The sequence below is a fragment of the Nocardioides sp. HB32 genome, from assembly GCF_054058995.1.
The window spans coordinates 4,311,363-4,336,704 of the sequence record NZ_JBSSBS010000001.1 but is presented as its reverse complement, the minus strand read 5'-3'; the positions used below and the strand labels follow the sequence as shown (position 1 = coordinate 4,336,704).

Here is a 25,342-nt window from a genome sequence, read left to right as displayed (position 1 = left end):
CTGCGATCTGCCCGGCTCACTTCCCCATGGGAGCCCAGGACAGGTCGGACCTGCCGACTCGGTAGAGGACGTGGGAGCCCGGGGAGCTGATGCTGCCCACCTGCCAGACGTAGATGTGGCCGGTGTCGACGACGTAGTTCTCCGCGGCCGAGCGGCACGCGACGGTGACGGTGTACTGGGTGAGCCCGTTCGTCCGCGGATAGGCGTGCTCGAGCGGGACGGTGGCCCTGCCGGTGACGTCGGTCTCGCCCATGTCGTCCCAGCTCGGGCTCGTGGAGGCGCCCAGCTGGCACTGCATCGAGTCGGTCACGCTCGACAGTGCGGTGACCCCCGCCGTGACGACGTAGTTGACGGACGGCGAGAGGGAGACCTGGCCGAGCACCGTGCCGCCCGGCGTCACCGTGGCGCCGGCCGGGATGACCACCGTCTGGACCGACGAGACCCCGGCAGGTCCCTGCGGACCCGCCGGCCCCTGGGGGCCAGCCGGTCCCTGAGGCCCGGCCGGGCCACCAGGCCCGGTCGCTCCCGGGAGACCGTCGGCGCCGGCGCTGCCCGGGTCGCCCTGCGGCCCCGACGGACCGGCCGGACCGGCCGGACCGGCCGGGCCGACCTCTCCCTGCGGGCCCCGCGGACCTTCCCCACCCTCCGGACCCTGCGGGCCCGGCAAGCCGAAGACGCGGCGGGCCGCGGTGCTGAGGTCCGCCTCCTGGAGCGTCCCGTCCTTGACGTCGACCGAGGCGACGGTGCCGTCCTTGATCTGCTTCGAGGTGATCAGGCTGCCTGCCGCCGCTCCGCCCACGCCACTCGCCGCGATCATCGCGGCGGCGGTGAGCACCACCGCTCCGGTCCGTGACCGCATCACCTTCACCGCTGTGTCGTCCCTTCGTCGTGGGTCGTGCCCTGTCGTCACGTCCCCGGACAGGGACGGCGACCGTCGGCCGTCATGACGCACTTCAGAGGTCGTGCCTGGAGCGGGTGTCACGGACCTCTCGCAACTGGGTACCAGAGGCCCATGACCGAGCAGCGGGTGGAACCGAGGACGGGCATCTTCCGGCGGAAGCCGGTGCAGACCGAGGAGAGCGACGGGGGGCTCGAGCGCTCCATCGGGCTGTGGCAGCTGACCGCGATCGGCCTCGGCGCGATCATCGGGGCCGGCATCTTCGCGCTGGCCGGGGCCGGTCGCGAAGGACACGGCGGGCCCGGCGGTGACGGTGTCGTTCCTGATCGCGGGCGTCGCGAGCGCGTGCGCGGCGCTGTCGTACGCCGAGTTCGGCGGGCTGATCCCGGTCGCCGGGTCGGCGTACACCTACGGCTACGCCGTCCTCGGCGAGGCGGTCGGGTGGTTCATCGGATGGGACCTGCTGCTGGAGTACACCGCGATCGTCGCGGTCGTCGCGATCGGGGTCTCGCAGTACATCACCTTCCTCGCCGACGCGATCGGGCTCGACCTGCCCGCGTGGATGCTCGGTGCGCCCGGGACCGGTGACGGGCACCGGATCGACCTGTTCGCGGTGCTGCTCTGCCTGGGCGTCGCGTGGCTGCTGAACCGCGGCATCAAGACCAGCGCCAAGGTCGAGACCTGGCTGGTCGGCGTGAAGCTCCTGATCGTGCTCGCCGTGATCGTGGTCGGCGTCTTCTACATCGACACCGACAACCTGACGCCGTACTTCCCGCACGGGCTGAGCGGCGCGGCGACGGGTGCGGCGACGGTCTTCTTCGCGGTCTTCGGGTACGACGCGATGAGCACGGCGGCCGAGGAGTCGAAGGAGGCCGAGCGGAACCTGCCCAAGGCGATCATCTACTCGCTCGCGATCGCGATGGTGCTCTACCTGCTGGCGGCGACCGTGCTGACCGGGATGGTCGACTACCAGGACCTGAGCAGCACCGCGGCGTTCAGCGAGGCGTTCCAGTCCGTCGGGCTGGGCGGGTTCTCCAAGGTCGTCGCCGTCGGCGCGATCGTCGGCATCGTCACCGTGCTCTTCTCCTTCACCCTGGGTGCGAGCCGGGTCTGGTACGCGATCAGCCGCGACGGTCTGCTGCCGGCCTGGTTCGCGAAGACCAACGAGCACCACTCGCCGAGTCGGCCGGTGTGGATCGTCGGGATCGTGTCGGCCGGCATCGCCGGCTTCGTGTCGATCGGGGATGCCGCCGAGCTCACCAACATCGGCATCCTGCTCGCCTTCGTGGTCGTGTCGGCCTCGGTGATCGTGCTCCGCTACCGCTCGCCGGAGCTGCCGCGCACGTTCCGGACGCCGCTGATGCCGTTCACGCCGCTGCTCGGCATCGCGTTCTCCCTGTGGTTGGTCACCAAGCTCCAGCCCGAGACGTGGGTGCGGTTCGCGGTGTGGTTCCTGATCGGCGTGGTGGTCTATGCGGTCTACGGCTACCGGCACAGCAAGCTCGGGCACGGGACGGTCGTGCAGACGAAGGACACCTGAGCCGGGGCCTGTGGAGAGCGCGCACGGCGCTCCGCGATCTGTGGTTGCGTTCCCGGCGGACCACACCGGGTGGTCCCTTCTCGGGAGGAAGCCACATGTCTTCACACGCACGCGTACGCCGCCTCGCCGTCGCTCTGGTGACCGTCGTGCTGCTGCCCGCGGGTGCCGCCCAGGCCGCGCCGGCGGACGCGCCCGACGCCGGCCGGGGCTACGACGTCGACCACTACAACATCCGGGTCGCCTACACACCCAGCACCGACCGGCTCACGGGGAACACCTGGATCCGCGCCCACGCCACGCAGGCGCTGTCCCGCTTCGGCCTCGACTTCGCGCTGCCGGTGTCCCGGGTCTGGGTCAACGACCGGCCGGCATCCTTCACGAGTGCTGGGCACGAGCTGGTCGTGACACCGTCGACGGCGCTGCGCGAGGGCCAGGCGATGATGGTCCGGGTCAAGTATGCCGGGGCGCCGTCGCGGATCCGGACCAGCAGCGGGGCGGTGGCGGCCGGGAGGTCCGGGACCTCGGCGTGGTGGTACCCGTCGAACGACCGGCCGACCGACAAGGCGACCTACGACGTGCGCGTCACCGTGGCCAAGGGCCTCGAGGCGATCGGCAACGGCAACCTGGTCTCGAAGCACGTCCGGCACGGCCTGCGCACCTGGCACTGGGGCGGGCCGGACCCCATGGCGCCGTACCTCGCGTTCTTCGTCGTCGGTCAGTACGACATCGCGCGCACCCGGATCGACGGGCACCCGGTGGTCACGGCGGTCGCCACCCACGGCCGCCGGGAGGGTCGCCGGGCCACGGCCGCGCTCGCCCGGACGCCGGAGGTGGTGGAGTTCGGCTCGCGCGAGTTCGGCGCCTACCCGTTCGACGCCATGGGTGGCGTCGCGACCGACGGGAGCACGGGGTTCACGATGGAGAACCAGACCCGGCCCGTCTACGCCCGGTCGTTCTGGCACGACGGGCCGAACATCTACGTCGTCGTCCACCAGGTCGCGCACCAGTGGTTCGGCGACTCGGTGTCGGTGGAGGACTGGCGCGACATCTGGCTGAACGAGGGCTTCGCGTCGTACGCCGAGTGGCGCTGGTCGGAGCTGCACTCCGGCGGGAACGGGCGCCAGCTGTTCCGCGCCGCCTGGGACGACCATGCCGGCGACAGCGCGTTCTGGAGCGTCCCCATCGGCGCCCCGACTGCTCGCCAGGAGTCCGGCCTCGCCGTCCTCGACCGTGGCGCCATGGCCCTGCAGGCGTTGCGCACCCGCATCGGCGGCCCGGCGTTCTTCTCGGTCCTGCGTGCGTGGGTGGCCCAGCACCGCCACGCGAACGCCTCGACCGACGACTTCGTCGCGCTCGCCGAGCAGGAGTCCGGGGAGGATCTCGGCTCGTTCTTCGACGCTTGGCTCTACACGGGCGAGCGGCCCGCGCCGACCCGGGCGAACGGGTTCCCCCGGGACTTCGACACGAGCTCGACGGGGCGGTCCTCGGCACCGCCGTCGTGGGCCGAGATCAGCCGCACCCACGCGCTGCTGACGTCGAGCCCCCGCTGATCCTCACACCGGGACGCCCGCGCGACGGCCAGCCGGGCCTCGTCGCCATCGAGGACGGCGCGACGATCGCGGTGTACGCGTTCGGGATCACCGACGCCCGGGTGCGGGTCCGGGTGATGCGCAACCCGGAGAAGCTCCGCGTCCGGCGGGACGACGCCTGAGCCCGCCTCAGCGGCGGCGCAGCCGGGCCACCTCGTCCTCCAGCGCCCGGACCCGGCCCTCGAGCCGGAGGACCTCGGCGATGCCGGCGAGGTTGAGGCCGTCGGCGAGCAGCTCGCGGATCCGGTGGAGCCGCTCGATGTCGTCGGCGCTGTAGAGCCGGGTGCCGCCTGACGTACGGTCCGGCTCGAGCAGGCCGCGGCGCTCGTAGACGCGCAGGTTCTGTATCTCCATGGACACCATCTCGGCGGCGACGGAGATCGCGAAGACGCCTTGGCTGCTGTGCGGCACGCTCTTGATCATGCCTGATGAATCGGGTATAAGAAACCTGTAACCATCGTTACAGATACGGACCCGGTCCCCGGGCCCCGGCAGAGAACCAGGAGGACAGTGATGTTGCTGCGCACCACCGACCCGTTCCGCGACTTCGACCGCCTGACCCAGCAGCTCCTCGGCACCACCAACCGTCCCGCGGTGATGCCGATGGACGCCTGGCGCGAGGGCGAGCGCTTCGTGATCGAGTTCGACCTGCCCGGCGTCGCGAAGGACAGCATCGACCTCGACGTCGAGCGCAACGTGCTGACCGTCCGCGCCGAGCGGGTGGCCCGCAACGGCGACTGGGAGGCCCTGGCCTCCGAGCGGCCGAAGGGCGTGTTCAGCCGGCAGCTCGTGCTCGGCGACAACCTCGACCTCGACCGGATCGAGGCGGAGTACGCCGACGGCGTGCTGCGCCTGGTCGTCCCGGTCGCTGAGAGGGCGAAGCCGCGCAAGATCGAGATCGGCGGGCTGAGCGAGCCCGATCGCGCCGCGATCGAGGCCTGACCCGCTCCCGGCCCCACATCCCCGGCACACAGCGGGGCCGCCCGTGCAGGGCGGCCTCGCTGCGCTGCGAACCCGGGGGGAACGTGCCTGGTGGGGCCCCTGCGGGATGTGGGGCCTGAGGGTCGCCTGAGGCTGTACTCGGAGAACCCGTGGCGCGGGGAAGGGGTGATCCGTGGCCCGGCCGGGCACACTGGCGACATGACCGTCACGATCGAGCCCACGCGTACGACGCCCGGTGGCCTGAGCGAGGCCGAGGTCGAGGTCCTGGGCAAGGAACTGGACGCGATCCGCCAGCAGGTGCTCGACAGCCGCGGCGAACGGGACGCGGCGTACATCCGCCGCCTCGTGAAGGTCCAGCGGCTGGTCGAGCTCGCGAGCCGGGCGACGCTGCTCCGCAGCCGCAACCGGACGGCGTGGGTGGCCGGGACGGCCGGTCTGGCGCTGGCCAAGATCCTGGACAACATGGAGATCGGGCACAACGTCCTGCACGGCCAGTGGGACTGGATGCGCGACCCCAAGATCCACTCCACGACGTGGGAGTGGGACCACGTCACGCCGGCGGCCCAGTGGCAGCGGGCCCACAACGACACCCACCACCGGTTCACCAACATCGTCGGCATGGACAACGACCTCGGCTACGGCATCATGCGCGTCGACGAGGCGCAGGAGTGGCAGCCGCGCCACCTCGTGCAGCCGGTCTGGAACTTCGTGACCGCCTGCATCTTCGAGTACGGCATCGCGATGTTCGACCTCGACCTCGGCGACCACATCCGGGACAAGCGCAACATGTCGCCGGAGAAGATGGCCGAGGTGCGGATCGCGCTGAAGAAGGCCGGCCGCCAGCTCGGCAAGGACTTCGTCGTCTACCCGGCGCTGTCCGGACGCGGCTGGAAGTCGACGCTCGCGGCGAACGCGACCGCGAACCTGGTCCGCAACCTGTGGAGCCACTCGGTGATCATGTGCGGCCACTTCCCCGAGGGCGTGTCCACCTTCGAGCAGGCGCAGCTCGACGAGAACGAGAGCCGCGGGCACTGGTACCTGCGGCAGATGCTCGGCTCGGCGAACATCTCCGGCTCCAGGGCGCTGCACCTGATGACCGGCAACCTGTCCCACCAGATCGAGCACCACATCTTCCCGGACCTGCCGAGCAACCGGTACTACGAGATCGCGCCGCGGGTGCGCGAGGTGTTCGCGAGGTTCGAGCTCCCCTACAACGCCCGGCCGATGGTCAAGCAGGTCGCGAGCGCGTGGCACAAGGTGCTCCGGCTGTCGCTGCCGAACGGCTGGCTGGCCGAGACCAACCGGCGCAACCTGCGCCCGCAGCTGCGCAAGCTGCTCAGCCCCGCTCCCGCCTGACGCCGCCGTAGATGCCGCGGCGCACGATCCAGGGCTGGAGGATCGTGTCGATCGACCACCCCGGGATGCGGAAGCCGCGCCCGGACGGCGTGAAGACGAGCAGGCCCTCGGGCTGGAAGCCCAGCACCGACCCCCAGCGGCGGCGGGCCGGGGTGTAGTCCCGCAGCGGGCGACCGTCGAGGTGGGCGCGGATGTTGCGCGCCAGGAGGCGGTCAGCGCGGTTGCGCGCGGTCGAGCGCAGCGGGTCCGTGGCGGCGACGTCGCCGATCGCGAAGACCCCGGGTGCGCCGACCACGCCCAGGTCGGGAGCGACCCGGACGAACCCGTCCTCGTCGAGCACCTCGGCCGGCAGCCACCCGGTGTTGGGGCGGACCCGGCCCACGGCCCACACGGTCGCGTCCGCGACGGCCGCCGGCTGCCCGGTCGTCCACTCGACCGGGTCGGCCGTGATCTCGTCACAGCCGGAGCCGGGAGGTACGACGGCGCGGTGACCCGCGTGGATCCGCACGCCGGCGTCGCGCAGGCGGCTCTCGACCTGGTGCCAGACCCGCCGGTGGTGCTGGGGGAGCGCGTGCTCGCCCGGGAACCAGAGGTCGATCTCCGTCGCGGGCCACGTGGTCGCGAGGTTGAAGGCGGTGTTCACGGCCGCCGCGCCGCCGCCGACGACGTTGATCGAGCGGGCCGCGGCGAGCCGGGCGTGCGCCGCGCCGACCGCCGCCCGGACCTCCGCGAGTGACTGGAGCTCGGGCCGCCGCCAGAAGCCGTTGGTGACCCCCGTCGAGATGACGAGCGCGTCGTACCGCTCCTGCTCGGTCGTGCCGCTGGCCGACCGGACCTCGACGGTGCGAGCGACCGGGTCGAGCCCGGTCAGCGTCCCGTGGACGACGCGCGCGCGGTCGAGCCGGCGGTACCGGTCGAAGCCGACGAAGTAGTCGCGCGCCCACGCGTCGGGGCGGGCGAGGCGGGTGCCGAGCTCCTGGCCGCTCACCAGTGCGGGCTTGGAGCTGATCCCGACGACGTCGGCGTGCCGCGACAGGTGGATCGCGGTGAGGAGGCCGGTGTCGCCCAGCCCGGCGATCACCACGCGTGGCCGCACGCCCACGTCAGCGGGCACGCCGCGGCGGGCGCGGGAGCAGCATCGGCACCCGGTCGATCACGTCCTGGTAGCTCGGCCGCCGCTCGAGGCTGCGGTTCTCCATCATCGGGATGCTCGCGAGCAGGAAGAGCAGGACCATGGCGAGGGCCCCGAGGAACACCAGCCACCAGTGCGACGGGGACGCCGCGAGGCCGAAGATCCCGAGCGAGACCCAGAAGAGGATCTCGCCGAGGTAGTTCGGGTGCCGCGACCAGGCCCACAGGCCGCGGTCCATCACCTCGCCCGGCTGCTTGATCCGGGCGAACCGGTACATCTGCGCGTCGGCGACGAGCTCCAGTGCGACCGCGCCGAGCCCGACCACGACCGCCATGGCGTCCAGCCAGCCGACGTCCCGGCCGGTCCGGGTGACCGCCACGTAGGCCGGCACCAGGCCGAGGAAGACCTGGAGCGTCGGGACCAGGTGGATGCCGAACAGGTCGACGACGAAGGCCGCGGCCGGGCTCTTCCCCTCCCGCAGCATCGGGTAGCGCCAGTCCTCGTGCGGGAAGCCCGGGAACGCGTAGACCCAGTTGCCGGTCAGCCGGACCGCCCACACCACGATGACGCCGATCACCAGCCACGCACGGACGTCGTTGGTGTCCGGGGTGCTCTCGGACCACCAGTAGACCGCCAGCAGCGGAGGCAGCGCGCTCCACCAGGCGTCGTAACAGCTCGAGTTGCGGTACGCGCGGCTGAACCCGAAGACCACCAGGGTGCCCAGCAGGTCCGCGATCAGCCCGTCGAGCCACAACCGGCCAGAGTCAGGGCCGAGGTACAGCCAGGCGGCGCCGACCCCGATCGCCAGGACGTAGCAGCAGCCGACGCGCGCCAGGGACGCCGCTTTGGTCATGCCCGAACCGTACTAGAACACGTTCCAGTTCGTGGCGGACGTGGTCAGCCGGACCGCGGCGCCGGTACGACGGCCAGCGGGCGCGCCTCGTCGGTGAAGTACGACGGGTCCTGCACGTACGTGCCGCGCACGGCCGGGTGCCGCAGGTAGGAGAGCCGGCTGACCTCGTGGCGGGACTTGCGGGTGCCGTCGATGACGACCCCCGCCAGCAGCAGCAGGGAGGCCATCATCACCAGGAACGACGCGACGATCAGCGAGGGGATGCGCGGCACCAGCCCGGTCTGGACGTACTCGACCAGCACCGGCGTCGCGAGCGCGATCGAGACCAGCGTGAGGAGCGAGGAGACCAGGCCGAAGAAGTAGATCGGGCGCTCGTGGCGGGTGAGCATCAAGATCACGTTCAGGATCTTCCAGCCGTCGCGGTAGGTGCGCAGCTTGGACTCCGAGCCCTCGGCCCGGTCGGTGAAGCCGACATCCACGGTGGCCGACGGGATGCGCAGCGCGAGCGAGTGCACGGTGAGCTCGGTCTCGATCTCGAACTCCCGCGACACCGCCGGGAAGCTCTTCACGAAGCGGCGTGAGAACACCCGGTAGCCGCTGAGCATGTCGCCCATCGTGTCGCCGAAGATCGCGCAGACGATCCGGTTCAGCAGCCGGTTGCCGAACTCGTGGCCGGAGCGGTACGCCGAGCCGCGGCGTACGCCGACGACCTGGTCGAGGTTCTCGGTCACCAGCCGCTCGATCATGGCCGGGGCCGCGGCGGCGTCGTAGGTGTCGTCACCGTCGATGATCAGGTAGATGTCGGCGTCGATGTCGGCGAACGCCCGGCGCACGACGTTGCCCTTGCCCTTGTGCGGCTCGGAGCAGACGATCGCACCGGCCTCGAGCGCGCGCTCGACGGTGCGGTCGGTGCTGCGGTTGTCGTAGACGTAGACGTCCATCCCGGGTACCGCGGCCCGCAGGTCTGCGACGACGGTGGCGACCGCCGCCTCCTCGTTGTGGCACGGCACGACCGCCGCGATGCGGTAACGCTCTGCCCATGACATAGGAGACCCCCGGTCGGTCGATGGTCCCGAGATCGCCAACGCCCTCCCAACGGGGCAGTCAACAGGGGGTTACGCCCCGGTAGCTCTGATCCAGATGCTGGACGTGGACGTCCCAGGAGTAGGACGCCGCGACGTGCGCGCGTCCCTCGGCCCCCATCCGCCGCATCTTCTCGGGATCCGCGACCAGCTCGCGCAGCGCGCCGGCCAGCTCGCCGGCGGCCATGTCCACGAACCACACCCCAGGACCGACGGTCCACGGCGAGTGCAGGGCCGGGTCCTCGCGGAGCAGCACGGGCAGCCCGGACGCCATCGCCTCGATCACGGTCAGCGGGCACTCGCCCACCGACGCGACGACCATCACGTCCGCGTCGCGGTAGACCTCGGGCATCGCGGCCGCGGGGACCGAGCCGAGGAAGGACAGCCGCGGGTCGTCGTACCCCGGGGGTCGCTGGCCGCCGGCGAACACCAGCTCGTACTCGTCGCCCGCGGCGGCTGCGACCACGTCGAAGCCCTTCTTCGGCACGAACCGGCCGGCGAACAGCACCCGGGGCCGGTCCCGCCCGACCGGGGGACCCGGGTGGAAGCGGTCGACGTCGACGCCGTTGCCGAGCACCTGCGCGCCCGCGAGGCCGCTCGCGACGTGCTCGTCGATAGCGAGCACGGCGCCCGCCCGCGACAGCACCAGGCGACCCATGGTGCCGAGCACGACCCGCTGCACCAGCCGCACCAGCGCGGAGGAGTGGTGCACGAAGCCGACGTGCCGGTGCACGACGTACGGCGTGCGCAGTGCGATGCACCACATCGCGGCGACCCAGCTGGAGAGGTAGAGGACGTCGTGGACGTGCACGACGTCGGCGCGGCGCACCTCGCCGTACAGCCGGGAGAGCAGTCGCGGCGAGAAGAGCGGGAACGGCACGCCGAACCGCTCCTCGAGGCCGTTCCACGCCCGCACCCGCACGGTGCGCACGCCGTCCTCGTCGCGGACGCCGGGGCCGACCTCGCCGGCGCTGCTGACCACCGCGACCCGCCAGCCGCGAGCGAGCAGCCCCTGGGTCTCCGCCGCGACCACCGTCTCCAGGCCGCCGACGTGCGGCAGCATCTGGTGCGCCACGTGCAGGACGCGAAGTGGTTCAGACCGGCTCACCCGCGCAGTATGCCGCGCGTAACCGGCCCGAGGGCCCTGCGTTGACCCGACGTGCTGAGGGAGCGCTGGTGGAGTCGCGTCGTCCCGGTCACCGCGCTGGCGGTCGGACTGGTGGCGCTGCTCGCCGTCCTCCTGCCCGGCGTCCGCCACCAGGTCGCGCTCTCGGCGTCCCACCAGCCGCAGCAGTACGTCGGCCTGGCGTTCGGCCACGCCGCCGACGGCACCGTCGTCACCTGTGCCGGCGCCGGTGACCGCTTGCGCGTCGCGTTCGACGTCAGCAGCCACCTCGACGAGGTCCGCGACCTGCGGTACGTCGTGTCGGTCGCCGGCCACGACACCCCCGGATCGGTCACCGTCGACCCGGGCGAGACGGCCAGCGTCGTCCGCGACCTCGACCGCCCCTCCCGGGACAGCTACGAGGTGCGCGTCGAGCTTCCGGGCGAGGACCGCCAGGTCTTCGCCCACTGCCCCGGGACCGCGACATGAGGCGGGCGACATGAGGCGGGCGACATGAGGGTGGCGATCGTGACGCCGCGGTTCCCACCGGACCCCGGCGGCGTCGAGCAGTACGCGGCCTGGGTGGCCCGCACCGTCCGTGACGCCGGCCACGACGTCCTCGTGGTCACCACCGGCCGCGGCCGGCGGCTGGTGCGCACGTCGTACGAGGGCATCCCGGTCGTCCGCCTGGGCACCTGGCTCACGCTGTCCAACACCCCGGTCAACCCGCTGTGGGCCTGGCAGCTGCGCCGGCTGCTGCGCGGCGCGGACGTCGTGAACGCGCACGCCCCGGTGCCCGGCCTGGCCGACCTGACGGCGCTCGTCGCCACGCAGCCGGTCGTGCTCACCTACCACTCCGGATCGCTGGCCAAGGGCGGCGTGGTCGACCCGCTGCTGCGCGCCTACGAGCGGCACGTGCTCCCGCGCGTCTTCCGCCGCTGCGCCGCGCTGGTCGCCGTCTCCCCGGTCTCGCTCGCGCACGCCACCGGCCGCGCGACGTTGATCCCACCCGGCGTCGACGGCGCGCTCTTCGCGCCGACCGGCGAGCCCCGCGGGCGGACCGTCCTGTACGCCGGCCGGGTCGAGCGCACCTCGCGCTGGAAGGGCCTGCAGGTGCTGGTCGACGCGCTGCCGCGGCTCCGCGCGCTGGTCCCGGACGTGCGCCTCGAGGTGGTCGGCGACGGCGACGACGTCGAGACGCTGCAGAAGCGGGCCGCCGAGCTCGGGGTCGCGGACCTGGTCGCGTGGCACGGACGGATCGCGCACGGCGAGCTCCCGGCGTACTACCGGCGCGCGGGCGTGACGGTGCTGCCGTCGCTGACCGAGTCGGAGTCGTTCGGGATGACGCTCGCTGAGGCGCTGGCCTGTGGGTGCCCGGTCGTCGGCTCGGACGTCGGCGGCATCCCGTTCGTGGTGCGCGACGGCGTCGACGGCCGGCTGGTGCCGCCGGGCGACCCGGCCGCGCTGGCCGATGCCCTGGCCGGCGTGCTGGCGAGCCCGATGGCCGTCGAGCCGTCGCGCTGGGACTGGGAGCAGCGGGTGGGACCGACGCTCTCCGTGCTGGAAGCAGTGAGGGAGGACGTGGCATGACCGCAGAGCAGATCGCCGCCCGGATCCGGGCCCGGGTGCCGACAGCGATGCTGCCGGCGGTGGTGGCCGCGCGCTCCCGCGCCGCCTGGCTGCGACCGGCCGCCCGCGAGGACGCCCTCGCCCAGATGCGCTTCCTGCTCGAGCACACCCGCCCCGGCGCCGACCTCGACGCGATCGCCCGCGACTACGTCCGCTACCAGGCCCGCCGCGGCGAGCTGCGGTGGCACCCCGAGCTGCTCACCAGCCTGCGCGTCGACGGCATCGGCTTCCTGCTCGGGGCCCGGTCGGCGGGCCGCGGCGTGCTGCTGAACTTCGTCCACCACGGCTACTACGACGGCGGCTTCCCGTCGATCGCACGGCGCGGCGCGCCGGCCCACATGGTCGTCTACCCGTACATGCTCGAGCCCGACGCCCCGCTCTGGCTGCAGCAGCACATCCGGATCGGCACGGCGAACGGCGGCACCGCCGTCAGCGCCGCCGTCGGGACCGCCGGGCTGCTCGACCTGCTGCGCGAGGGCCAGGTGCTCGCCATCGCCTCCGACGTCCCCGGCCGGACGCCGATGAAGTTCGTCGGCCGGGAGGTCCTCGGCTCGTTCGGTGCCGCCCGGCTCGCCGCCGAGGCCGGCGCGCCGGTCGTGGTGATGACCTCCGAGGAGGACGAGCGGGGGCCGGTCATCCGCCTGCACGAGCCCCTCGACCCCGCCGACTTCGACACCCCCCAGGCCCTGCTCGAGCAGATGCTGGCGATCCACGAGGACGTCATCCTGCGCTGGCCCGAGGCGACCGACCTGCCGCTGTCGCGGTGGGGCAGCCTGGAGGCCGGCCATGCGTGACGCCGGGGACACCGTGCTCCTCGACGGCCCGGTCCCGTCGTACGTCGAGCTCACGCCGGCGCCCCGGCGCACCGGGCTGCGCTGGCCGCTGCTCGCCCTGGTCCTCGCGCAGGCCGTCGTCGCCCTCGACCTGGACATCCCCGTGCTGCGCGCGGCGATCGCCCTGGTCACGTTCGTCGCGCTGCCCACGCTCGTGCTCCGGCGCCGGGCGACGACGCTGCCGTACGCGTTCGGGGTCACCCTGCTCGGCCTGGTCGTGGGCGGACTCGCCCTCGACACCGTGCTCGGGTGGGTCGGCGTCGACCACCCGCTGGCGCCGCTGCCGCTGGCGGTCACCTGGCTGGTGGTCGACGCCGCGCTGCTGGCCTGGCGGCGACAGGTCCCGGTCCTCACCCGGCGCGAGGTGCGCCGGGCGGCCCGGGCGGTCCTCGACGCCCGGTTCGAGCTCGCCCCGACCCTCGCCGCGGCCGCGCTGCTGCTCTCCGTTATCGGCGCGATCCGGCTCAACAACGGGGCTTCGGGCTTCGTGTCCGTGACCGCCGTCGTCGTCTCCGGCGGCGCGCTGCTGGCGCTGATGCTCGGGCGCGAGCGCTCCACGGCGTACGACGCCTGGATCGTCGGACTGGTCTCCGCGGGCCTGCTGCTCGCCACCTCGCTGCGCGGCTGGAACATCACCGGCCACGACGTCCAGGCGGAGTACCTCGCGTTCACGCTCACCAACACCGCCCAGAACTGGGAGATGTCGGCGCTCCCGAGCGCCTACAACGCCTGCCTGTCGGTCACCATCCTGCCGACGGTGCTGGCGCAGACGACCGGCCTCTCGGGGCTGGTCGTCTTCAAGCTCCTGCTGCAGCTGGCGTTCGCGCTCGTGCCGGTGCTGACGTACCTCTTCGCGCGGCGGCTCGTCGACCGCCGGACGGCGATCGCTGCGGCGGTGCTCACGGTCGCGTTCCCGACGTTCTTCACCGACATGCCGTACCTGGTCCGCCAGGAGGTCGCGTTCTTCTTCCTCGCGCTCGCGCTGCTCGCCGCGACCGAGCCGCGCAGCCGCACCACCCGGGCCCTGGTGCTCGCCTTCGGCGTCGGCGTGATCCTGTCGCACTACTCGACGACATACGTGCTGCTGATGGCGATGGTCGCCGCGCTCGCCGGTCTCGGCGTGATCGCGCTGGTACGCCGCCGGCGCGGCCAGGAGCGCCCCGACACCCACACGCTCGTGCTGCTGCACCCGGCGATGGTCGCCGCGCTGGTCGCGATCACCCTCGCCTGGGCCGGTCCGGTCACCCACACGGGCGGGCACGCGAGCGAGGTCCTGCACGACACGGTCCGGTCGCTCACCGGCCACGGCGCCGACGGGCCCGGCTCGTCGGACACGTCGTACGCCAAGCCGTTCGGAGACCGCACCTCGCCCGAGCAGCGGATGCACCTGTTCGTGCAGGCGACCCTGGACTACCGCGACCAGGAGATCCCGCCCGACCTGCGCGCCATCCCCGACCCCGGCCCGGCGGACCTCGCGCCCGCGGTGCAGACGCAGCCCGCGACCCCCGTGAAGATGGTCTGCGCGCTGCTGATGGAGGGCTTCCTGTTCCTCGGCCTGATCTGGCTCTTCCGGCGCCGCACTACCAGGTCCGGCGGAGACCAGGCCCTCCCGCGCGAGGTGACCTTCCTGACCTGGGGCTCGATGGCCGCGCTCGGCCTGATCGTCGTGGTGCCCAATCTCTCCGTCGACTACGGCGTGCTGCGCGCGTTCCAGCAGACCCTGCTCGTCGTGGCCCCGGTGATGGCCATGGGCATCTGCTGGGTCCTGCGCAAGCGGGTCCTGACCGCGGTCGTCCCGGTCGCGCTGCTCGTCGTGCTCGCCGGCACCCAGCAGCGGATCGGCCTCGAGAACGCCGGCACCTACTACGACCGGTTCTTCGCCAGCGACTCCGAGATGCAGGGCCTCACCTGGCTCGGCCGGGTCGACCACGCGGACCGCACCAACGAGCGGATCATCGCCAGCCGGAACCTCAACGTCCGGTTGCTCGCGCTCAGCGAGAACCGCGCCCCGGTCTCCGACCGGCTCTACCCGACCCTGCTGTCCCGCGACGCCTACGTGTTCGTGGACGGGCAGATCCTCGACCAGGGCGAGTCGACGGTCTTCTACACCGGTGACCTGCTCACCTACGCCTACCCGCTGCACGAGCTGGACCGGCACCTCGACCTGCTCTACGACGCACCGCAGGCACGGGTGTACCGATGAGGCTTCCCTCGTGAGCAGGCTGATGAGCAACTCGCTGCTCGTCTTCGTCACCACGATCCTGATGGCGGGGGCGGGCGCCGCCTTCTGGGTGATCGCGGCCCGCCTGGCGTCCCCGCAGGACGTCGGCCTGGCCGGGTCGCTGGTGGCGGCCGGCGACTCACTGGCGCTGTTCGCCCAGCTGGGCCTGAACATCGCGATCGTGCGCACCCTCCCCGCCAGCTCGCGCAAGGCGGCCGACGTCGTCACGGCCGCGCTGGTGGTGCTGACCGCCGGTGCGGCGTTCGCGCTGGTCTACGCCCTGCTGCTCCCGATGACCTCGCCCCGGCTCGCGGACGTGCTCTCCTCGCCGCTGACCATCGCGCTGTACGCCGTCCTCGTGGCGGTCACCGCGCTCAACGTGCTCACCGACAGCGTGTTCCTCGCCATCGACCGGGTCTGGTCGTTCCTGCGCCTCAACGGCGTGCTGATGGGCGTGCTCAAGTGCGGCCTGCCGTTCCTGCTCGCCGGTGCCGGCGCGTTCGGCCTCTACGGCTCGGTGGGCCTCGCCGTCGGCGCCTGCGGCGTGGCGAGCCTGCTCGTGATCCTGCGTCACGTCCCCGGCTCGCGGACCCCGCGCCCGTCCCCGCAGCTGCTCGCCAACCGCGGCTTCGCGGCCGCCGGCTACGTGACCTACGTGCTCACCGTGCTCCCGCTGCTGGTGTTCCCGCTGATCGTGGTCAACGCGCTGGGCTCGGCCCAGGCGGGCGCCTACTTCATCAGCTTCCAGGTCGCCGCGCTCCTCAATGCGGTCGTCCTGTCGGTGGCGAACCTCTCCTACGCCGAGGTCGAGCGCGCGCAGGACGGCCGGCACGCCGTCGTCCGACGCAGCGGGCTGCTCCTGCTCGGGGGAGCGGTGCTCGGCTGCGCGGCGATGGTCGTGCTGGCGCCGTACTTCCTCGCGATCTTCGGCAGCCACTACGTCGACGAGGGCACCACCACCCTGCGCGTCCTGGCGCTGGCGTGCGTCGGGGCGGCGTTCAACTACTGGGGCATGCTGCGGCTCCGGCTGGCCGCCCACCTGACCGCGATGATCGGCGTGCAGGTGATCAGCACCGTGGTGATGCTGGTGCTGGCGATCCTGCTCGCGCCGCACGGCACCGTCTGGGTCGGCGCGGCGTGGGGGATCGGCCACGCCGTCGGCGGCCTGCTCGGCTACCTCGCCACCGCGACCTTCGCCCGCTTCCCCGACCGGGCGCCGGACCTGGAGCTCGAGCCCGCATGAGGAACCTCGCCCTCACCGCCGTGCTCGGGACGCTGCGGCTGGTCCTCCACGCGCTCTCGCACGTGGTGCCGCAGAGCCGCTCGGTCGTCGTCTCCGCCTACCCGGAGACCGAGGGCAACGGCGTCGAGACCGCCCGCGCGCTGGTGCGGCGGTACGCCGGCCGGGTGGTCTGGCTCCGGGACCGGGGGCCGGTGCCCGCGGCGGTGAGCGAGCTCGAGGCGCAGGGGCTGGTGCTGGTCCCGAAGGCGAGCCTGCGCGGGCTCTGGGCCTACCTGCGCGCCGAGGCGGTGCTTTTCACGCACGGCCTGTACGGCAGCCCGCGGCCGGTGCCGCGGAAGCCGGTCGTCAACATCTGGCACGGTGACGGCCCCAAGGACATCACGCCCGGGAAGGGCGTCGGGGCGCACATCGCCAGCACGTACTTCGTCGGCAGCACCTCCCTGTTCTCGCCCTGGCAGGCCGCGGCCTTCGACGTACCAGCGGGGTTCGTGCTGGCGACCGGCAACCCGCGCACCGACCAGCTCTGGCAGGCCGTCCCGCGGGAGCGGCTGGCCGCGCTCGGCATCACCGGTCCGTTCGTGGTCTGGATGCCGACGTTCCGCACCCCACGCGCGGTCGGTGCGGTCCGCGTCCACGACACGCTCGCGACCGAGGACCGGGCGGGCCTGGACGTGCTCCTGGCCGGCCTGCAGGAGCGCGGGGTCCAGCTGGTCGTGAAGCCGCACCCGATGGACGCCGACCGCCGGCAGTGGCCGGGTGCGGTCACGGTCGACGAGGACGACCTGGCTGCCGCCGGTGTGTCGCTCTACGCGCTGCTGGGCGCCTCGGTCGGGCTGGTGACCGACTACTCCAGCGTGTGGGTCGACTACCTGCTGGTGGACCGGCCGATCGCGTTCCTGGTGACCGACCGGGCCCGCTACGACCGGCCGCTGTACCCCGCCGACATCCTGGAGTGGGTGCCCGGTGAGGTCGTCGACCTCGGCTGCCGCCCGTTCACGGGGTTCTTCACCGACCTCGACTCCGACGGCAACCGGGGCCGGACCAAGCGCCGCGCCGTCGCCGATCGGATCGGGCTCAACCAGACCGAGACCGCCGCCGACGACCTGGTGACCGCGTTGGTCAAGCTCGGGGTGCTGGGCTCCGCCTGATCAGGTGCGACGCTCGTTCGAGGGCGAGGGTGACGCGGGCCGGTCGTCGATCCGCCGCGGCGACAGCACGTCGCTGCGGGCCCGCAGGAACGGCTTCTCCAGGTAGCGGTAGCTCAGCGTCGTGAGCGCGATCGCGGACGCGACCGCGACCAGCCCGAGGAGGGGCTTGGGTGCTGGAGCGTCGGCGAGCAGCAGGAACGGCACGACGTGCCAGAGGTAGAGGCTGTAGCTGCTCCGGCCGATGCCGGCCAGCCAGGGGTGCGCGAGGAGGCGGTGCACGATGCCGGCCTGGTCGCCGTAGCCGGTGTGGATGATGGTCACCGCCGCGGCCACCGCGAGCGGGACGCCGACCAGCCGGTAGAGCGGGCTGTGCCCGTCCGGCCCCAGGAGCGCGTACGCCGCGACCGCGGCGAGAGCCGTCACCGAGGCGGCGGTGGCGCCGCGGCCGTGCGTGGGCTGCCCCGCGTGCTGGAACCACAGTGCGAGGGCGGCGCCGGCGAGCAGCTCGCCGCAGCGCTCGGTGGGACCGAAGTAGAGGACGAATGTCGGCAGCGGCAGCGACAGGGCGTACGCCGCCGCGGCGACCGCCACGCAGGCCATGGCCAGCCGGCGAGCGCTCCAGCCGCGGCGGCGGGCGGCGAGCAGGAGCACCGGCCAGAGGAGGTAGAAGTACCACTCGACCGCCAGCGACCAGGTCTGGCCGAAGGGCTGGAGGCCGGGCAGCCACAGGCTGCCGGACTGGCCGGCGGCCCAGACCGAGGTGGTCTGAGTCAGCACCAGCAGGCCGCGCTCGGCGACCTCGGCGGGGCTGTCCGGCGCCCAGGGCACCACGGCGTACAGGACCAGGGCGCCGACGACGAGCCCGACCAGGGCCGGGTAGAGGCGGACCACCCGGCGGCGGAAGAACGGCACCCACCCGGTCGGCGTCCGCCACAGCATCGTGGTGATGATGAAGCCGCTGAGCACGAAGAACAGGTCGACGCCGATCGAACCGCCGTGGAAGAGCGGCGTGTACCAGCTGGCCCAGTGCAGCGCGAGCACCACCGAGATCGCGACCGCCCGGATCCCGTCGAGGTAGTCGAAGCGCCCCGTCCCCGCCATGCGGGCGTAACGAAGAACACGGAGCGTCCGTTATGCGGGGCATGGGGAGGACTAGTCGAGCTCTGCTCGCGTCGCTGACCGCTGCCCTGGTGCCGGCGCTGGTGCTCGCGCCGGGGGCGGCCCAGGCCGCGCACCCGGCCCAGCGCGGCACGCACGACCGCGCCGTGGCACCGCTGCAGGCGATCTCGTCCGACTCGGTCGCCGACAGCTACGGCGTCGGCATCCACCTCAACTTCCTGAACACGCCGTACCAGGACGCCGGCGCGGTCGCGGACGCGCTGTCCGGTCTCGGCGTCCGGCACGTGCGCGACGACCTGTTCCTCGACTCGCCGCGGCAGTACCGCGCGATCAGGACCGTCGCCGACCGCGGGATCGGCTTCGACCTGATCATGGGCCGGCCGGAAAGCGGCGGGACGCCGGCCGACTACGTGCGGACCGTGGCCGACCAGCTGCCCGCCGGTGCGGTCGAGAGCCTGGAGGGCGCCAACGAGTGGGACCTGTCCGGCGGCGACGGCTGGGTCGACGAGGTGCGCGGCTGGCAGCAGGGGCTGTACGCCGCCGCGCACGCGAACGCCGCGACCAGGGACCTGCCCGTGCTCTCCCCGGCGCTGGCGTTCAAGTGGAACTACACCGACCTGGGCGACGTCTCGGCGATGGCGGACCTCGCGAACGCGCACATGTACCCGGGCGGCTACCAGCCGTCGAACCAGATCGGCGCAATCACCCACGCGGTCCGGCAGTCGATGCCCGACCAGCCGCTGGTCACCACCGAGGCCGGCTACACCAACGCGATGAACAGCTCCAGCAGCCACCGGCCGGTGCCGGAGGACGTGGCGGGCGTGTACCTGCCGCGGCTGCTGCTCGAGCACGTCGCCCGCGGCGAGCAGCGGGTGTACAGCTACGAGCTGATCGACTCCTTCGACGACCCGGACCAGACCAACGTCGAGGCGCACTTCGGCCTGCTCCGCCACGACCTGTCGCCGAAGCCGGCCTACACCGCGATGCGGGACCTGCTCGGCCTGCTGGCCGACCCGGGCCCGACCTTCTCGCCCGGCGCGCTGGCCGTCGGCGCCGAGGGCCTGCCGAACGACGCGAGGTACCTGCTCACCCAGCAGCGGGACGGGCGCTTCGTGCTGCTGCTGTGGCGCGACGTGCGCATCTACGACCCGGACCAGCAGAAGCGGATCCCGGTGACGCCGGCCGACGTCACGATCCGGCTGGACGTGCCGCACGACCTCACGGTCTACCGCCCCACCGACGGGCCCGACCTGGTGCGCGAACGCGTCGGCACGACGGTGCCCGTCGCGCTCGACGGGCAGGTCACCGTCGTCACGATCGACCCGACCGACCCGCCCGCGCCGGCGAACCTGACCGCGACCCCGGGCGACGGCAGCGCCACGCTGCGCTGGAAGCTGCCGCCGACGTCGGCCCACGTGACCGGCTTCGAGGTGACCCGCGGCGGCGGCGAGCCGGTCCGCCTGCCCCCTGGCGCCCGCTCGTACACCGAGAGCGGGCTGGTCAACGGCGCGGCCTACGACTACACGGTGCGCACCGTCGGCGCGGACGGCTCCTCGGACCCGGTCGCCACGACGGTCGTCCCCGCGACGGTCCCGACCGCGCCGGGCATCGTGAAGGTGACGCCCGGCAAGGGCCGGGTCGCCCTCACCTGGACGCCTGCCGATGGGAACGGCCGGCCGGTGACGGCGTACCGCCTGACCGCCGGGGGACGCACGATGACCGTCGGACCGGACGCCCGGCAGGCGACGGTCCGGAGGCTGGTGTCCGGCAAGCGGCTGCGGGTGACGGTGCAGGCGCGCAACGAGATGGGCTGGGGAGACGTCGCGAAGACCAGGCGGGTCCGCATCCGCTAGTTATCATTAACTGTGGTTAATGATATCGACCAGCTCCAGGTCGACCTCGGCGACGGCTTCCAGCTGGCCACCAAGGTCGTCATCGCGGCCTTCCTGTTCGGCGTGGCACTCGACGTCCGGCCGTCCGACCTGCGCGACGTCGTGCGCCGCCCACGCGCCATCGGCGCCGGGCTGCTGGCCCAGTACCTCCTGATGCCAGTGCTCACGGTGCTGCTCACGCTGGCGCTGGACGTCCGCGGCTCGGTCGCGATCGGGATGATCCTGGTGGTCTGCTGCCCGGCCGGGAACCTCTCGAACATCCTGACCCACCGGGCGGGCGGCGACGTGGCGCTCTCGATCTCGCTGACCACCGCGTCGAACGTCGTCGCGATCGTCCTCACCCCGGCGGCGGTCGCGTTCTGGTGCGGCCTGAACCCCGCCGCCGACGACCTCCTCAATGACGTGTCGATCAACGCGTGGGGCATGGCCGCGGAGGTCGCGCTGCTGATCGGGCTGCCGTTCGCGGGCGGGCTGCTCGTGGCCTGGCGGTTCCCAGGCTTCTCCGCGCGGGCCCGCCGCTTCGTCGAGCCCGGGGCGCTGGTGCTGCTCCTGCTGATCGTGGTCGGCGGCCTGGCCGGGCAGTTCGCGGCGTTCCGGACCTACGTCGGCGCCGTGGCGCTCGCGATCGTGCTGCAGAACGCGATCTCGCTGCTGGCGGGCTACGGCACGGGGCGCGGGCTGCGGCTCGCGGTGCCCGGAGTGCGCGCCATGACCTTCGAGCTCGGCGTCCGCAACACCGGTCTCGCGCTGGTGCTCGCGCTCGGGTTCTTCGGCGACCTCGGCGGCGTGGCGTTCGTCGCCGCGCTCTGGGGGCTGTGGGACGTCACGACCGGGCTGGTGCTCTCGAGCTGGTGGAGGCGGGCTACGGCTCCCGCAGCACCCGCGGGATCGCGGGGGACCCCCGCTGCGCGATGACCGTGAGCCCGCGGCGCAGTGCGGTCGCCCGACTGCCGAGCGACTCCTCGAAGTCGGCGTGGAACCGGCGCGCGTCGAAGAGCGCCGCGTGCCCGAGGGCGGTGGCCCTGATCGCGCGGACCCGACGGTCGCCGGGGGCGGCCACCCGCTCGACGTATCCGTCGCGCACCATCGCGTCCACCACCTTCAGGGCCGCCGGGCTGGACACCTCGAGCAGGTCCGCCACCTTCCGGAGGCTGAGGGCGTCGGTGCCGAGCACCCGGAGGACGAACCCGGTGCGGGTGCTGAAGCCGGCGTAGCCGGAGTCGCGCATGTGGGTCTGCAGCCCGTCGACGAACGTCGCGTTGGCGATCGCCAGCAGCACGCCGAAGTCCGGTTCGTCCACGAGGGCAACTCTAGGGAAGCCGCGACGGGACCGGTTCCTCGCTCAGCTGCAGCAGGTGCTGAACCGGGTCCCGGGCCAGCTCAACTCGGACGGACGGTCTCCGGCTCCACGTCGGCCTCGGCCTCCGCCCGGGGACCGGGGACGACGTGGGTCCGGACCCGCACGATCGGCACGAACGCCCCGACGACCGCGGCCCCGGCGGCGACGATCGCGAGGACGGCGAAGCCGTGGGTGTAACCGGACTCGTGGGGGAACCCCGACGGCTGCACGTTCGCGGTGATGACGCTGGTGACCACGGCGGCGCCGATGGCGCCGCCGACGGTGCGGATGTTGGTGTTCATGCCGGTCGCGACGCCGGTCTGGCTCTGCGGCACGGCGGCGACCACGAGGTTCGACATGGCGGCGAACGCGAGGCCGAACGCGAGGCCGAGGCCGCTGGTCGCGACGAGGACCTGCCAGATCTCGTCGTGGGCGAGCGTCAGCGCGAGGGTGGACGCTGCGGTCAGTGCCGCGCCGAACACCATCATCGCCTTGGACCCGAAGCGCACGGTCAGCCGGCCGGCCATCACCCCCGCGATGAACGACGCGACCGTCTGGGGGAGCAGCAGCAGGCCGGACTCGGTGACGCTCACGCCGAAGCCGTAGCCGGCGGACTCCGGCGTCTGGAGGAACTGCGGGAGGAACGCGTACGTCGCGTACATGCCGGCGCCGAACAGCAGCGCGACCAGGTTCACGGTCCACACGGTCGGGATCCGCATCATCTTCATGTCGACGAGCGGCTGGTCGCTGCGGGACTCCGCCCAGACCCAGACGACGAGGAGGATCGCGGCGATGACGAACAGGCCGATCACCCGCGCCGACGACCAGCCCCACAGGTGACCCTCGGTGACGCCGACGAGGAGCGCGACCAGCCAGCCGGACATGAGCAGCGCCGTGCCGACGTTGATCCGACCGGGCGTGCGCTCCGGGGACTCGGGGACGTAGAAGGCGGCCGCGAGTGCGGCCACGACGGTCATCACCATCGGGATCCAGAACAGCCAGTGGTAGCTCAGCGCGTCGACGACCGGCCCGGCGATCACCAGGCCGACGCCGCCGCCCACCGCGAGCAGCGCGGACGCCGTACCGATGGCGCCGGCGACCTTCTCGCGCGGGAACTCGTCGCGGACGATGCCGAACGTCAGCGGCAGCACGCCGCCGCCGATGCCCTGCACCACCCGGGCAGCGATCATCACGCCGATGCTCGTGGCGATCGCGGCCATGAATGAGCCGACGGCGAGCGCGGCGAGCGCGACGACGAGCATCCGCTCCTTGCCGACCTTGTCGCCGACCCGGCCGATGATCGGGGTGAACACGCTCGCGGACAGCAGGTACGCCGTCAGCACCCAGCTCACGGTCGCCTGGTCGGTGCCGAGGCCGGCCTCGATGGTCGGGAGCACCGGGTTGACCATCGACTGGAGCAGCGAGAACGCTCCGACGCCGAGGCAGAGGACGGCGAAGGTGACGCGGTAGTCCGCGCGTCGTTCCAGGGGAGCGGTCACGTGGTGCCGCAACCGCGTGGCCGCCCGATTCATTCCGTAGCCTTGGCCCGTCATGATCTGCGACCACTTCGATGCGGGCCGCTGCCGCTCGTGCAGCTGGCTCGGCACGCCGTACGACGCGCAGCTGGTCGCCAAGCAGCGGCAGGTCGAGGACCTGCTTCGCGGCCACCGGGTCGCGTGGGACGCGCCGGTCGCGAGCCCGCAGCTCGGCTTCCGCAACAAGGCGAAGATGGTCGTCCACGGCACGGTCGCCGAGCCGACGCTGGGGATCCTGAACCCGGCCGGCGCGGGGATCGACCTGCGCGACTGCCCGCTGCACACGGCCGGGATCCGGACCGCGCTCCCCGTCCTGGCCGCGTTCGTCACGCGGGCGGCGCTGACGCCGTACGACGTGCCCTCGCGCAGCGGTGAGCTGAAGCACCTGCTCGTGACGGAGTCGCCGGACGGCGAGCTGATGGTGCGGTTCGTGCTGCGATCGCAGGAGCCAGTCGCCCGGATCCGCAAGCACCTGCCGTGGCTCCAGGCGGAGCTGCCGGAGGTCGTGGTCGCGTCGGTGAACCTCCAGCCCGAGCACAAGGCGGTCCTCGAGGGGGAGCGGGAGATCCCGCTGAGCCGGCAGGAGACGCTGACGATGCGGTTGACGGGGCTCGCGCTGCACCTGCGGCCGCAGAGCTTCTTCCAGACGAACACGCCGATGGCGGCCGAGCTGTACCGGCTCGGGCGGGAATGGGTGGCGGCGGTCTCGCCGCGGTCGGTGTGGGACCTGTACACAGGAGTCGGGGGATTCGCCCTGGCGATCGCGGGCACCGGGGCCGACGTGACCGGCATCGAGATCAGCCGCGAGGCGGTGGCGTCGGCGACGCTGAGCTCAATGGAGATGGGCTCAATGGAGATGGGCTCAATGGAGATGGGCTCAATGGAGATGGGCTCAATGGAGATGGGCTCGACGGAGACGGGCGCCGCCGGGCCGGGTGCGGTGCGCTTCAAGGCGGGCGATGCGACGGCGTACGCCGTGGGCTCGGCCGCACCGCCGGACCTCGTGGTCGTGAACCCGCCCCGCCGCGGCATCGGCCCCGAGCTGGCCGGCTGGCTGGAGTCGTCCGGGGTCGGGCACGTCCTGTACTCGAGCTGCAACGCGCAGTCGCTGGCGAAGGACCTCGACGCGATGCCGTCGCTGCGGGCGGTCCGCGGCCGGCTGCTGGACATGTTCCCGAACACCGCCCACTACGAGGTGCTCACGCTCCTGGAGCGGGCGTGAGCGACCCGCGCGCACGGCTCGAGGCGGAGCACCGGCGGACGGCGGCGCGGCTCGCCGCGCTGCGCGGCGACCACCGCGGGTTCGTCGAGGCGTCGAAGGACTCGAACGCCGACGACGAGCACGACCCCGAGGGCGCCACGATCGCGTTCGAGCGGTCCCAGGTCGCGGCACTGGTGCGGCAGGCCGAGGAGCACCTGGCCGCGGTCGAGGCGGCGCTCGCGCGGGTGGACGCCGGGACCTACGGGGTGTGTGCCGTCTGCGGCCGGGACATCCCGGCCGAGCGGCTCGAGGCCCGGCCGACGGCGGCGACCTGCGTCGCGTGCGCTACTTCGGGGGCAGCGACCGGGCGTAGGTCACCCCGACGTTGACCCAGCGCCGGAGCTCGACGTCGGTGCCCACGCCCTCGGGGACGACGCGCAGCCAGCCGTTCATCGCCCGCCCGCGCATCACGAACGGGTCGGTGTGCGGGTGCGCGAGGTGCTGCTCGGCCTCGTCCGGGTCGACCCGGAGCAGCAGCCCGCCCTCGTGACTGGCAGCGACCGCCATGTTCCCGCCGACGAGGAAGGCCAGGCCGCCGAACATCCTCTGCTCGGTCACGCCCGGCTCGCCCTCGACGAGCTCGCGGATCCGCTCGGCCAGCCGCTCGTCGTACGCCATGCCTCGA

The 25,342-nt window shown here is 72.7% G+C and carries 23 protein-coding genes and 1 pseudogene; 14 read left to right on the top strand and 10 right to left on the bottom strand.

Features of this window, described 5'->3' with window-relative positions; translation table 11 throughout:
• Positions 1 to 16: 16 nt before the first annotated feature.
• Complete coding sequence (locus ACVW2K_RS21750) at positions 17 to 859, bottom strand: hypothetical protein (RefSeq protein ID WP_457203946.1); 843 nt, start codon at positions 857 to 859, stop codon at positions 17 to 19.
• 343 nt (positions 860 to 1,202) lie between these two features.
• On the opposite strand from ACVW2K_RS21750, the pseudogene ACVW2K_RS21745 reads away from it, so the two are divergent.
• Together ACVW2K_RS21745 and ACVW2K_RS21740 are read left to right on the top strand one after the other, a co-directional pair.
• A pseudogene (locus ACVW2K_RS21745) lies at positions 1,203 to 2,438 on the top strand (amino acid permease); the annotation flags it as partial.
• A gap of 95 nt (positions 2,439 to 2,533) precedes the next feature.
• On the top strand, positions 2,534 to 3,988 hold the full coding sequence (locus tag ACVW2K_RS21740; protein WP_457203945.1) for a M1 family metallopeptidase: 1,455 nt from the start codon (positions 2,534 to 2,536) through the stop codon (positions 3,986 to 3,988).
• 168 nt (positions 3,989 to 4,156) lie between these two features.
• Here ACVW2K_RS21740 and ACVW2K_RS21735 read toward each other — a convergent pair whose 3' ends face one another.
• On the bottom strand, positions 4,157 to 4,450 hold the full coding sequence (locus tag ACVW2K_RS21735) for a MerR family transcriptional regulator (protein WP_028637475.1): 294 nt from the start codon (positions 4,448 to 4,450) through the stop codon (positions 4,157 to 4,159).
• Between the two features lie 90 nt (positions 4,451 to 4,540).
• On the opposite strand from ACVW2K_RS21735, the gene ACVW2K_RS21730 reads away from it, so the two are divergent.
• Both ACVW2K_RS21730 and ACVW2K_RS21725 read left to right on the top strand, forming a co-directional pair.
• Positions 4,541 to 4,969 carry an Hsp20/alpha crystallin family protein gene (locus tag ACVW2K_RS21730; RefSeq protein WP_457203944.1) on the top strand — a complete coding sequence of 143 codons (429 nt, stop codon included), beginning with the start codon at positions 4,541 to 4,543 and terminating at the stop codon, positions 4,967 to 4,969.
• Between the two features lie 198 nt (positions 4,970 to 5,167).
• Complete coding sequence (locus ACVW2K_RS21725; RefSeq protein ID WP_028637477.1) at positions 5,168 to 6,325, top strand: fatty acid desaturase family protein; 1,158 nt, start codon at positions 5,168 to 5,170, stop codon at positions 6,323 to 6,325.
• Here the strand turns inward: ACVW2K_RS21725 and ACVW2K_RS21720 are convergent.
• The 4 genes from ACVW2K_RS21720 to ACVW2K_RS21705 are packed head-to-tail and all read right to left on the bottom strand — an operon-like array spanning position 6,306 to position 10,467.
• The gene (locus ACVW2K_RS21720; RefSeq protein ID WP_457203943.1) at positions 6,306 to 7,439 is read right to left on the bottom strand and encodes an FAD-dependent oxidoreductase; all 1,134 of its coding nucleotides are present in this window, start codon (positions 7,437 to 7,439) and stop codon (positions 6,306 to 6,308) included. The two genes, ACVW2K_RS21725 and ACVW2K_RS21720, sit on opposite strands and share 20 nt — an antisense overlap.
• On the bottom strand, positions 7,429 to 8,310 hold the full coding sequence (locus ACVW2K_RS21715) for a DUF1295 domain-containing protein (protein ID WP_457203942.1): 882 nt from the start codon (positions 8,308 to 8,310) through the stop codon (positions 7,429 to 7,431). Before ACVW2K_RS21715 ends, ACVW2K_RS21720 begins: the two co-directional genes overlap by 11 nt.
• A 44-nt stretch (positions 8,311 to 8,354) precedes the next feature.
• On the bottom strand, positions 8,355 to 9,356 hold the full coding sequence (locus tag ACVW2K_RS21710; RefSeq protein ID WP_457203941.1) for a glycosyltransferase family 2 protein: 1,002 nt from the start codon (positions 9,354 to 9,356) through the stop codon (positions 8,355 to 8,357).
• A gap of 58 nt (positions 9,357 to 9,414) precedes the next feature.
• Positions 9,415 to 10,467 carry a glycosyltransferase family 4 protein gene (locus tag ACVW2K_RS21705; protein WP_457203940.1) on the bottom strand — a complete coding sequence of 351 codons (1,053 nt, stop codon included), beginning with the start codon at positions 10,465 to 10,467 and terminating at the stop codon, positions 9,415 to 9,417.
• Positions 10,468 to 10,551: 84 nt separating this feature from the next.
• On the opposite strand from ACVW2K_RS21705, the gene ACVW2K_RS21700 reads away from it, so the two are divergent.
• Genes ACVW2K_RS21700 through ACVW2K_RS21675 form a run of 6 tightly spaced genes read left to right on the top strand, consistent with a single transcriptional unit; the run spans position 10,552 to position 17,571 of the window.
• Positions 10,552 to 10,986 carry a hypothetical protein gene (locus ACVW2K_RS21700; RefSeq protein ID WP_457203939.1) on the top strand — a complete coding sequence of 145 codons (435 nt, stop codon included), beginning with the start codon at positions 10,552 to 10,554 and terminating at the stop codon, positions 10,984 to 10,986.
• Between the two features lie 24 nt (positions 10,987 to 11,010).
• Complete coding sequence (locus ACVW2K_RS21695) at positions 11,011 to 12,087, top strand: glycosyltransferase family 4 protein (RefSeq protein WP_457203938.1); 1,077 nt, start codon at positions 11,011 to 11,013, stop codon at positions 12,085 to 12,087.
• Positions 12,084 to 12,920: a hypothetical protein gene (locus tag ACVW2K_RS21690; RefSeq protein WP_457203937.1), complete on the top strand. Its 837-nt coding sequence runs from the start codon at positions 12,084 to 12,086 to the stop codon at positions 12,918 to 12,920. The genes ACVW2K_RS21695 and ACVW2K_RS21690 overlap by 4 nt, the downstream gene beginning before the upstream one ends.
• On the top strand, positions 12,913 to 15,162 hold the full coding sequence (locus tag ACVW2K_RS21685) for a hypothetical protein (protein ID WP_457203936.1): 2,250 nt from the start codon (positions 12,913 to 12,915) through the stop codon (positions 15,160 to 15,162). Before ACVW2K_RS21690 ends, ACVW2K_RS21685 begins: the two co-directional genes overlap by 8 nt.
• Positions 15,163 to 15,172: 10 nt before the next feature.
• Entirely contained in the window at positions 15,173 to 16,423 is a 1,251-nt protein-coding gene (locus ACVW2K_RS21680; RefSeq protein WP_457203935.1) for a lipopolysaccharide biosynthesis protein, read from the top strand.
• Complete coding sequence (locus tag ACVW2K_RS21675; RefSeq protein ID WP_457203934.1) at positions 16,420 to 17,571, top strand: CDP-glycerol glycerophosphotransferase family protein; 1,152 nt, start codon at positions 16,420 to 16,422, stop codon at positions 17,569 to 17,571. The genes ACVW2K_RS21680 and ACVW2K_RS21675 overlap by 4 nt, the downstream gene beginning before the upstream one ends.
• On the opposite strand, the gene ACVW2K_RS21670 is transcribed toward ACVW2K_RS21675, so the two are convergent.
• Positions 17,572 to 18,672, bottom strand: a complete 1,101-nt coding sequence (locus tag ACVW2K_RS21670) for an acyltransferase family protein (protein ID WP_457203933.1) — start codon at positions 18,670 to 18,672, stop codon at positions 17,572 to 17,574. It abuts the gene before it with no gap.
• A 41-nt stretch (positions 18,673 to 18,713) separates the two neighbouring features.
• Between ACVW2K_RS21670 and ACVW2K_RS21665 the strand changes: the two genes are divergently transcribed.
• Both ACVW2K_RS21665 and ACVW2K_RS21660 read left to right on the top strand, forming a co-directional pair.
• The gene (locus ACVW2K_RS21665; RefSeq protein WP_457203932.1) at positions 18,714 to 20,543 is read left to right on the top strand and encodes a fibronectin type III domain-containing protein; all 1,830 of its coding nucleotides are present in this window, start codon (positions 18,714 to 18,716) and stop codon (positions 20,541 to 20,543) included.
• Positions 20,544 to 20,555: 12 nt separating this feature from the next.
• A complete protein-coding gene (locus ACVW2K_RS21660; protein WP_457203931.1) occupies positions 20,556 to 21,497 on the top strand; it encodes a bile acid:sodium symporter family protein in 942 nt (313 codons plus the stop codon).
• Here ACVW2K_RS21660 and ACVW2K_RS21655 read toward each other — a convergent pair.
• Positions 21,445 to 21,882 carry a MarR family winged helix-turn-helix transcriptional regulator gene (locus ACVW2K_RS21655; RefSeq protein ID WP_457203930.1) on the bottom strand — a complete coding sequence of 146 codons (438 nt, stop codon included), beginning with the start codon at positions 21,880 to 21,882 and terminating at the stop codon, positions 21,445 to 21,447. The genes ACVW2K_RS21660 and ACVW2K_RS21655 overlap by 53 nt on opposite strands.
• 80 nt (positions 21,883 to 21,962) lie before the next feature.
• Positions 21,963 to 23,420, bottom strand: coding sequence for an MFS transporter (locus ACVW2K_RS21650; protein WP_457203929.1), 1,458 nt, complete (start codon positions 23,418 to 23,420; stop codon positions 21,963 to 21,965).
• A gap of 52 nt (positions 23,421 to 23,472) precedes the next feature.
• Here ACVW2K_RS21650 and rlmC point away from each other — a divergent pair, with 52 nt between their 5' ends.
• Positions 23,473 to 24,678, top strand: coding sequence for a 23S rRNA (uracil(747)-C(5))-methyltransferase RlmC (gene rlmC / locus ACVW2K_RS21645; protein WP_457203928.1), 1,206 nt, complete (start codon positions 23,473 to 23,475; stop codon positions 24,676 to 24,678).
• Positions 24,675 to 25,046, top strand: a complete 372-nt coding sequence (locus tag ACVW2K_RS21640; protein WP_457203927.1) for a TraR/DksA family transcriptional regulator — start codon at positions 24,675 to 24,677, stop codon at positions 25,044 to 25,046. Before rlmC ends, ACVW2K_RS21640 begins: the two co-directional genes overlap by 4 nt.
• Here ACVW2K_RS21640 and ACVW2K_RS21635 read toward each other — a convergent pair.
• Complete coding sequence (locus tag ACVW2K_RS21635; protein ID WP_457203926.1) at positions 25,003 to 25,335, bottom strand: TfoX/Sxy family protein; 333 nt, start codon at positions 25,333 to 25,335, stop codon at positions 25,003 to 25,005. The genes ACVW2K_RS21640 and ACVW2K_RS21635 overlap by 44 nt on opposite strands.
• Positions 25,336 to 25,342: the final 7 nt, after the last annotated feature.

Coding starts and splice junctions, on each gene's coding strand:
- ACVW2K_RS21695 (WP_457203938.1), top strand. CDS start 11,011: ATGAGGGTGGCGATCGTGACGCCGCGGTTCCCACCGGACCCCGGCGGC.
- ACVW2K_RS21670 (WP_457203933.1), bottom strand. CDS start 18,672: ATGGCGGGGACGGGGCGCTTCGACTACCTCGACGGGATCCGGGCGGTC.
- ACVW2K_RS21735 (WP_028637475.1), bottom strand. CDS start 4,450: ATGATCAAGAGCGTGCCGCACAGCAGCCAAGGCGTCTTCGCGATCTCC.
- ACVW2K_RS21725 (WP_028637477.1), top strand. CDS start 5,168: ATGACCGTCACGATCGAGCCCACGCGTACGACGCCCGGTGGCCTGAGC.
- ACVW2K_RS21750 (WP_457203946.1), bottom strand. CDS start 859: ATGCGGTCACGGACCGGAGCGGTGGTGCTCACCGCCGCCGCGATGATC.
- ACVW2K_RS21685 (WP_457203936.1), top strand. CDS start 12,913: ATGCGTGACGCCGGGGACACCGTGCTCCTCGACGGCCCGGTCCCGTCG.
- ACVW2K_RS21740 (WP_457203945.1), top strand. CDS start 2,534: ATGTCTTCACACGCACGCGTACGCCGCCTCGCCGTCGCTCTGGTGACC.
- ACVW2K_RS21690 (WP_457203937.1), top strand. CDS start 12,084: ATGACCGCAGAGCAGATCGCCGCCCGGATCCGGGCCCGGGTGCCGACA.
- ACVW2K_RS21710 (WP_457203941.1), bottom strand. CDS start 9,356: ATGTCATGGGCAGAGCGTTACCGCATCGCGGCGGTCGTGCCGTGCCAC.
- ACVW2K_RS21675 (WP_457203934.1), top strand. CDS start 16,420: ATGAGGAACCTCGCCCTCACCGCCGTGCTCGGGACGCTGCGGCTGGTC.
- ACVW2K_RS21730 (WP_457203944.1), top strand. CDS start 4,541: ATGTTGCTGCGCACCACCGACCCGTTCCGCGACTTCGACCGCCTGACC.
- ACVW2K_RS21665 (WP_457203932.1), top strand. CDS start 18,714: ATGGGGAGGACTAGTCGAGCTCTGCTCGCGTCGCTGACCGCTGCCCTG.
- rlmC (WP_457203928.1), top strand. CDS start 23,473: ATGATCTGCGACCACTTCGATGCGGGCCGCTGCCGCTCGTGCAGCTGG.
- ACVW2K_RS21635 (WP_457203926.1), bottom strand. CDS start 25,335: ATGGCGTACGACGAGCGGCTGGCCGAGCGGATCCGCGAGCTCGTCGAG.
- ACVW2K_RS21715 (WP_457203942.1), bottom strand. CDS start 8,310: ATGACCAAAGCGGCGTCCCTGGCGCGCGTCGGCTGCTGCTACGTCCTG.